The organism is Streptomyces sp. NPDC058401 (assembly GCF_042722885.1).
In the GTDB taxonomy this organism is placed as follows: Bacteria; Actinomycetota; Actinomycetes; order Streptomycetales; family Streptomycetaceae; genus Streptomyces.
The window spans coordinates 1-6003 of the sequence record NZ_JBHXKA010000238.1 but is presented as its reverse complement, the minus strand read 5'-3'; the positions used below and the strand labels follow the sequence as shown (position 1 = coordinate 6003).

General features: G+C 73.9%; 3 protein-coding genes and 1 pseudogene. All 4 read left to right on the top strand.

What is annotated here, in order from left to right; all coding sequences use genetic code 11:
- Positions 1-677: pseudogene (locus tag ACFWNV_RS38970) on the top strand (hypothetical protein); the annotation flags it as partial.
- Positions 674-2281, top strand: a complete 1608-nt coding sequence (locus ACFWNV_RS38965; RefSeq protein ID WP_383956881.1) for an acyl-CoA carboxylase subunit beta — start codon at positions 674-676, stop codon at positions 2279-2281. The pseudogene ACFWNV_RS38970 and the gene ACFWNV_RS38965, both read left to right, overlap by 4 nt.
- Positions 2282-2289: 8 nt before the next feature.
- Complete coding sequence (locus ACFWNV_RS38960; protein WP_383956879.1) at positions 2290-4239, top strand: biotin carboxylase N-terminal domain-containing protein; 1950 nt, start codon at positions 2290-2292, stop codon at positions 4237-4239.
- Entirely contained in the window at positions 4236-5441 is a 1206-nt protein-coding gene (locus ACFWNV_RS38955) for an acyl-CoA dehydrogenase family protein (RefSeq protein WP_383956876.1), read from the top strand. The genes ACFWNV_RS38960 and ACFWNV_RS38955 overlap by 4 nt, the downstream gene beginning before the upstream one ends.
- Positions 5442-6003: the final 562 nt, after the last annotated feature.

Below are 6003 nucleotides of genomic sequence, written 5' to 3'. Positions count from 1 at the left end.
ATCCAGCCCCTCCGGCGTTTGAGGAGCGGGGGTCCGGGGGCGGAGCCCCCGAAGGGGTCCGGGGCGGAGCCCCGGTTTCGGGAAGGGGCGGGGTGGGGGAAAGCCCCGCAGGGCCCACCATCCCGGACCCGCATGCCCCGGCTGCGCCGGACCCGGCGCCGCCCACCCGCCGGGTGCCGCTCGGCACCATCGTCGGGGCCCGCAGCGGCGACAAGGGCGGGGACGCCAACGTCGGGGTGTGGGCCGAGAGCGCCCCCGCCTGGGAGTGGCTCCACCACACGCTCACCGTCGACGCCTTCAAGGAGCTCCTCCCCGAAACCGCCCCCCTGGAGGTGACCCGCCACGCACTCCCCAACCTCCGCTCCCTCAACTTCACCATCACCCGGATCCTCGGCGCCGGCGTAGCCTCCGGCCACCGCTTCGACCCCCAGGCCAAGGCCCTGGGCGAATGGCTCCGCTCCCGCCACGTGGACATCCCCACAGCCCTACTGCAACCACCGGCGGAGCCTCCCGCAGCCCTGCCGGGGCCGCCGGTGGAGCCCTCCGCAGCCCCGCCGGGGCCACCCGCGGTGCACCCCGCAGCACCGCTGCAACCGCCCGCGCAGGGCCCCGTAGCCCAGGCGTCGCCACCCGCGCAGCCCCCCGTACCGACCACCGCCCCGGAGGGGACCCCGTGACCCGCCTCAAGAGCGCCGTCGACCCGCTCGCCCAAGAGCACGCGCAGGCCCGTACCGCCGCCCTGGAGCGCCTCGCCGAGCTCGATGCCGCGCACGCCGTGGCCCTCGCCGGGGGCGGCGAGAAGTACACCGCCCGCCACAGGACCCGCGGCAAGCTCCTCGCCCGGGAGCGCGTGGAGCTGCTCCTCGATCCGGACACCCCGTTCCTGGAGCTGTCCCCGCTGGCCGCCTGGGGCAGCGACTACCCGGTCGGCGGCTCCATGGTGACCGGCATCGGTACCGTCGAGGGCGTCGAGTGCCTGGTCACCGCCAACGACCCCACGGTCCGAGGCGGCGCCTCCAACCCCTGGACGCTCAAGAAGGCCCTGCGGGCCAACGAGATCGCCCGCCAGAACCGACTGCCCTGCATCAGCCTCGTCGAGTCCGGCGGCGCCGATCTCCCCTCCCAGAAGGAGATCTTCATCCCGGGCGGCGCCATCTTCCGCGACCTCACCCGGCTCTCGGCCGACGGAATCCCCACCGTCGCCGTGGTCTTCGGCAACTCCACCGCCGGAGGCGCGTACATCCCCGGCATGTCCGACCACACCATCATGATCAAGGACCGCTCCAAGGTGTTCCTGGGAGGCCCGCCGCTCGTCAAGATGGCCACCGGCGAGGAGAGCGACGACGAGTCCCTCGGCGGAGCCGACATGCACGCCCGGACCTCCGGCCTCGCCGACTACTACGCCCTCGACGAGCACGACGCCATCCGCCAGGCCCGCCGCGTCGTGGCCCGCTTCAACCACCGCAAGGCCGTGCCCGATCCGGTACGCGCCGAGGAACCCCTCCACGACCCGGAGGAGCTCCTCGGGATCGTCCCGGCCGACCTCAAGACCCCCTTCGACCCGCGCGAGGTCATCGCCCGGATCGTCGACGCCTCCGACTTCGACGAGTTCAAGCCGCTCTACGGCACCAGCCTCGTCACCGGCTGGGCCAGCCTCCACGGCTACCCGGTCGGCATCCTCGCCAACGCCCAAGGGGTGCTGTTCAGCGCGGAATCGCAGAAGGCGGCCCAGTTCATCCAGCTCGCCAACCAGCGCGACATCCCGCTCCTCTTCCTCCACAACACCACCGGCTACATGGTCGGCAAGGAGTACGAGCAGGGCGGCATCATCAAACACGGCTCGATGATGATCAACGCGGTCTCGAACTCGAAGGTCCCCCACCTCTCCGTCCTGATCGGCGCCAGCTACGGCGCCGGCCACTACGGCATGTGCGGCCGCGCCTACGAGCCCCGCTTCCTCTTCGCCTGGCCCAGCGCCAAGTCCGCCGTCATGGGCCCCGCCCAGCTCGCCGGCGTCCTCTCCATCGTCTCCCGGCAGTCGGCCGCGGCGAAGGGGCACACGTACGACGCCAAAGACGAGGAGGCCGACGCCGGCATGCGCGCCTTCGTGGAGGCGCAGATCGAGTCCGAGTCCCTGCCGATGTTCCTGTCCGGGCGGCTGTACGACGACGGGGTCATCGACCCCCGCGACACCCGCACCGTCCTCGGCCTGTGCCTCTCGGCCGTCCACAACGCCCCCGTCGAGGGCGCCCGTGGCGGCTTCGGCGTCTTCCGGATGTGAGCCCGCACATGACCACGACCCCGCCCACCCCCCTGACCTCGCTCCTCGTCGCCAACCGCGGCGAGATCGCCGTCCGCGTGTTCCGCACGGCCCGCACCCTGGGCCTGGCCACCGTCGCCGTCCACTCCGACCCCGACGCCGACGCCCTGCACGTCCGCACGGCCGACGCGGCCGTCCGGCTGCCCGGAGCGGCCCCCGCCGACACCTACCTGCGCGGCGACCTGGTCATCGGCGCCGCCCTCGCGGCGGGCGCCGACGCCGTCCACCCCGGTTACGGGTTCCTCTCCGAGAACGCCGACTTCGCCCGCGCCGTCCGCGCCGCCGGGCTCACCTGGGTCGGCCCGCCGCCCGAGGCCATGGAGGCCATGGCCTCCAAGACCCGGGCCAAGGAGCTGATGCGCGCCGCCGGGGTTCCGCTGCTCGACCCCGTCGACCCGCACGCTGCCACCTCCGCCGACCTCCCGCTGCTCCTCAAGGCCGCCGCGGGCGGCGGCGGCCGCGGGATGCGGGTGGTCCGCGACCTGGACACCCTCAAGGAATCCCTGGAGGCCGCCTCCGCCGAGGCCCTGTCCGCCTTCGGCGACGGAGAGGTCTTCGCCGAGCCCTACGTGGAGCGCGGCCGCCACGTCGAGGTGCAGATCCTCGCCGACTCCCACGGCACCGTCTGGGCGCTCGGCACCCGCGACTGCTCCCTCCAGCGGCGCCACCAGAAGGTCATCGAGGAAGCCCCCGCGCCCGGCCTCCCCGAGGCCCTGCGCACCACCCTCCACGAGGCCGCCGTGGCCGCCGCCCGCGCGGTCTCGTACGAGGGTGCGGGCACGGTGGAGTTCCTGGTCACCGCCGAGGGCCGCCCGTACTTCCTGGAGATGAACACCCGCCTCCAGGTGGAACACCCCGTCACCGAAGAGGTCTTCGGGATCGACCTCGTCGCCCTGCAACTGCGCATCGCCGAGGGCGCCGCGCTGCCCCTGCAACCTCCCACGCCCGCCGGACACGCCGTCGAGGCCCGCCTCTACGCCGAGGACCCGGCCGCCGACTGGCGTCCGCAGACCGGCGTCCTGCACACCCTCGACGTCCCCGCCACGGTCCGCGTGGACACCGGTTTCACCGACGGGGACACCGTCTCCGTCCATTACGACGCCATGCTGGCCAAGGTCGTCGCCCATGCCCCGACCCGCGCCGAGGCGGTCCGCGCCCTGGCCCATGCCCTCGCCGGGGCCCGGATCCACGGGCTGACCACCAACCGGGAACTCCTCGTACGGTCCCTGCGGCACCCGGAGTTCGCGGCGGCGCGGCTCGACACCGGGTTCTACGAGCGCCACCTGCCGGCCCTCACCGACACCGCCCCCGACGACCGGGCCCCCGTGCTCTGCGCGCTCGCCGCCGCCCTCGCCGAGGCCGCCCCCGACCCGGAGGCCCCGCTCGCCGCCCGCCTCGGCGGCTGGCGCAACCTCCGCTCCCAGCCGCAGACCCGCCGCTACACGGCCGCCGGGGCCGCCGAGTACGAAATCCGCTACCACCCGGCCCGCAGCGGACCCCCGGAACTCCTGGACCACCTCGGTGTGCGCGTCCTGTCCGCCGCGCGGCACGCGGTGACCCTCGAAGTGGACGGGGTCCGGCGGCTGTTCCACGTGAAACATAAATCGAACACGGTGTACGTGGACTCCGTGCTCGGCGCCCACGCCCTGACGGCCGTCCCCCGGTTCGAGGACCCCCAGGACCGCACCGAACCGGGCTCCCTGCTCGCCCCCATGCCCGGCACCGTCGTCCGGGTCGCCGAGGGCCTCGCCCCCGGCAGCCCCGTCACCGCCGGGCAGCCCCTGCTCTGGCTGGAGGCCATGAAGATGGAGCACCGCATCCTCGCCCCCGCCTCCGGCACGCTCACCGCGCTCCACGCCGTCACCGGCCAACAGGTCGAATTCGGCGCCCTGCTCGCCGTAGTCCAGGAGGAAGCATGAGCTCCACCCCCGGCACCCCGACCCTCGGCACCCCGACCCTCGGCACCCCGACCCTCGAAACCGAAGAGCACCAGGCCCTGCGCGCGGCGGTCGCCGCCCTCGGCCGCAAGTACGGGCGCGAGTACCTCGCCCGCATCGCCCGGGAGGGCGGCCACCCCGACGAACTGTGGGCGGACGCCGCCAAACTGGGCTACCTCGGAGTCAACCTCCCCGAGGAGTACGGCGGCGGGGGCGGCGGCATCGCCGAACTGTCCATCGTCCTCGAAGAACTCGGCGCCGCGGGCTGCCCGCTCCTCATGATGGTCGTCTCGCCCGCCATCTGCGGCACGGTCATCGCCCGCTTCGGCACCGAGGAGCAGAAGCGGGCCTGGCTACCCGGCCTCGCCGACGGCACCCGCACCATGGCCTTCGGCATCACCGAACCCGACGCCGGCTCCAACTCCCACCGCATCACCACCACCGCCCGCCGCGACGGCGACGACTGGCTCCTCACCGGCCGCAAGGTCTTCATCTCCGGCGTGGACATCGCCGACGCCACCCTCATAGTGGGCCGCACCGAAGACGCCCGGACGGGCAGCCTCAAACCCTGCCTGTTCATCGTCCCCCGAGAGACCCCCGGCTTCGCCCACACCCCCATCGACATGGAACTCCAGGCGGCGGAGAAGCAGTTCGAGCTGGTCCTGGACGACGTACGCCTCCCCTCCTCCGCGCTGGTCGGCGACGAGGACGCGGGCCTCCTCCAGCTCTTCGCCGGCCTCAACCCCGAACGCGTCATGACCGCCGCCTTCGCCATCGGCATGGGCCGCTACGCCCTCGCCCGGGCCGTCGACTACGCGAAGACCCGCCAGGTCTGGAAGGCCCCCATCGGCGCCCACCAGGCCATAGCGCACCCCCTGGCAGCCGCCCACATCGACCTCGAACTGGCCCGCCTGATGATGCAGAAGGCTGCCCGCCTGTACGACGCCGGAGACGACATGGCCGCGGGGGAGGCGGCGAACATGGCGAAGTACGCGGCGGGGGAGGCGTGCGTCCGTGCGGTGGACCAGTCCGTCCACACCCTCGGCGGCAACGGCCTCACCCGCGAATACGGCCTGGCCGCACTGATCGTCGCCTCCCGGGTGGCCCGGATAGCCCCGGTCAGCCGCGAGATGATCCTCAACTACATCTCCCACCAAACCCTGGGCCTCCCCAAGTCCTACTGACCCCCCTGCCCGTCGCTGCGCGACTGCTGCCCCCCGCCCTGCCGCTGCGCGGCTGCACCCCCGGCTACCGCTGCGCGGCTCCGAGTCCCGACACGCCCTTCCCCCGCTCCCCGAATCTCCGCCCCGGCCCCGGGCCGGGCCGTAGCTGGCCCCGGCCAGCCTGGCCCGGACCCGACCCCGGACCCGACCCCGGACCCGACCCCGGACCCGACCCCGGACCCGACCCGGCTTGGCCGGACCTGGCGTGGTCGGGTGCGGCTGGGTTGGCCCTGCGGGGCGAGGTCCCCTACCCACCCTTCCACCGTTCCCCGGGCTCCGCCCGGACCCCTGCCGGGTGCGGCACCGTCGCCGGGGGCCAGCCCCCGGACCCCCGCTCCTCAAACGCCGGAGGGGCTGGATTTCGGGTCACCGAGCAGCGTGCGCCGCGCGCACGGGCGAGCCGGGGCCGGCCAAATCCAGCCTCGCCGGCGTTTGAGGCGCGGGGTCTGGGGCGGAGCCCCAGGGGGTCCGGGCGCAGCCCCGGAACCCTCCGCCTCCCGTGCCGCGTTTTTGTTGCCCGTGC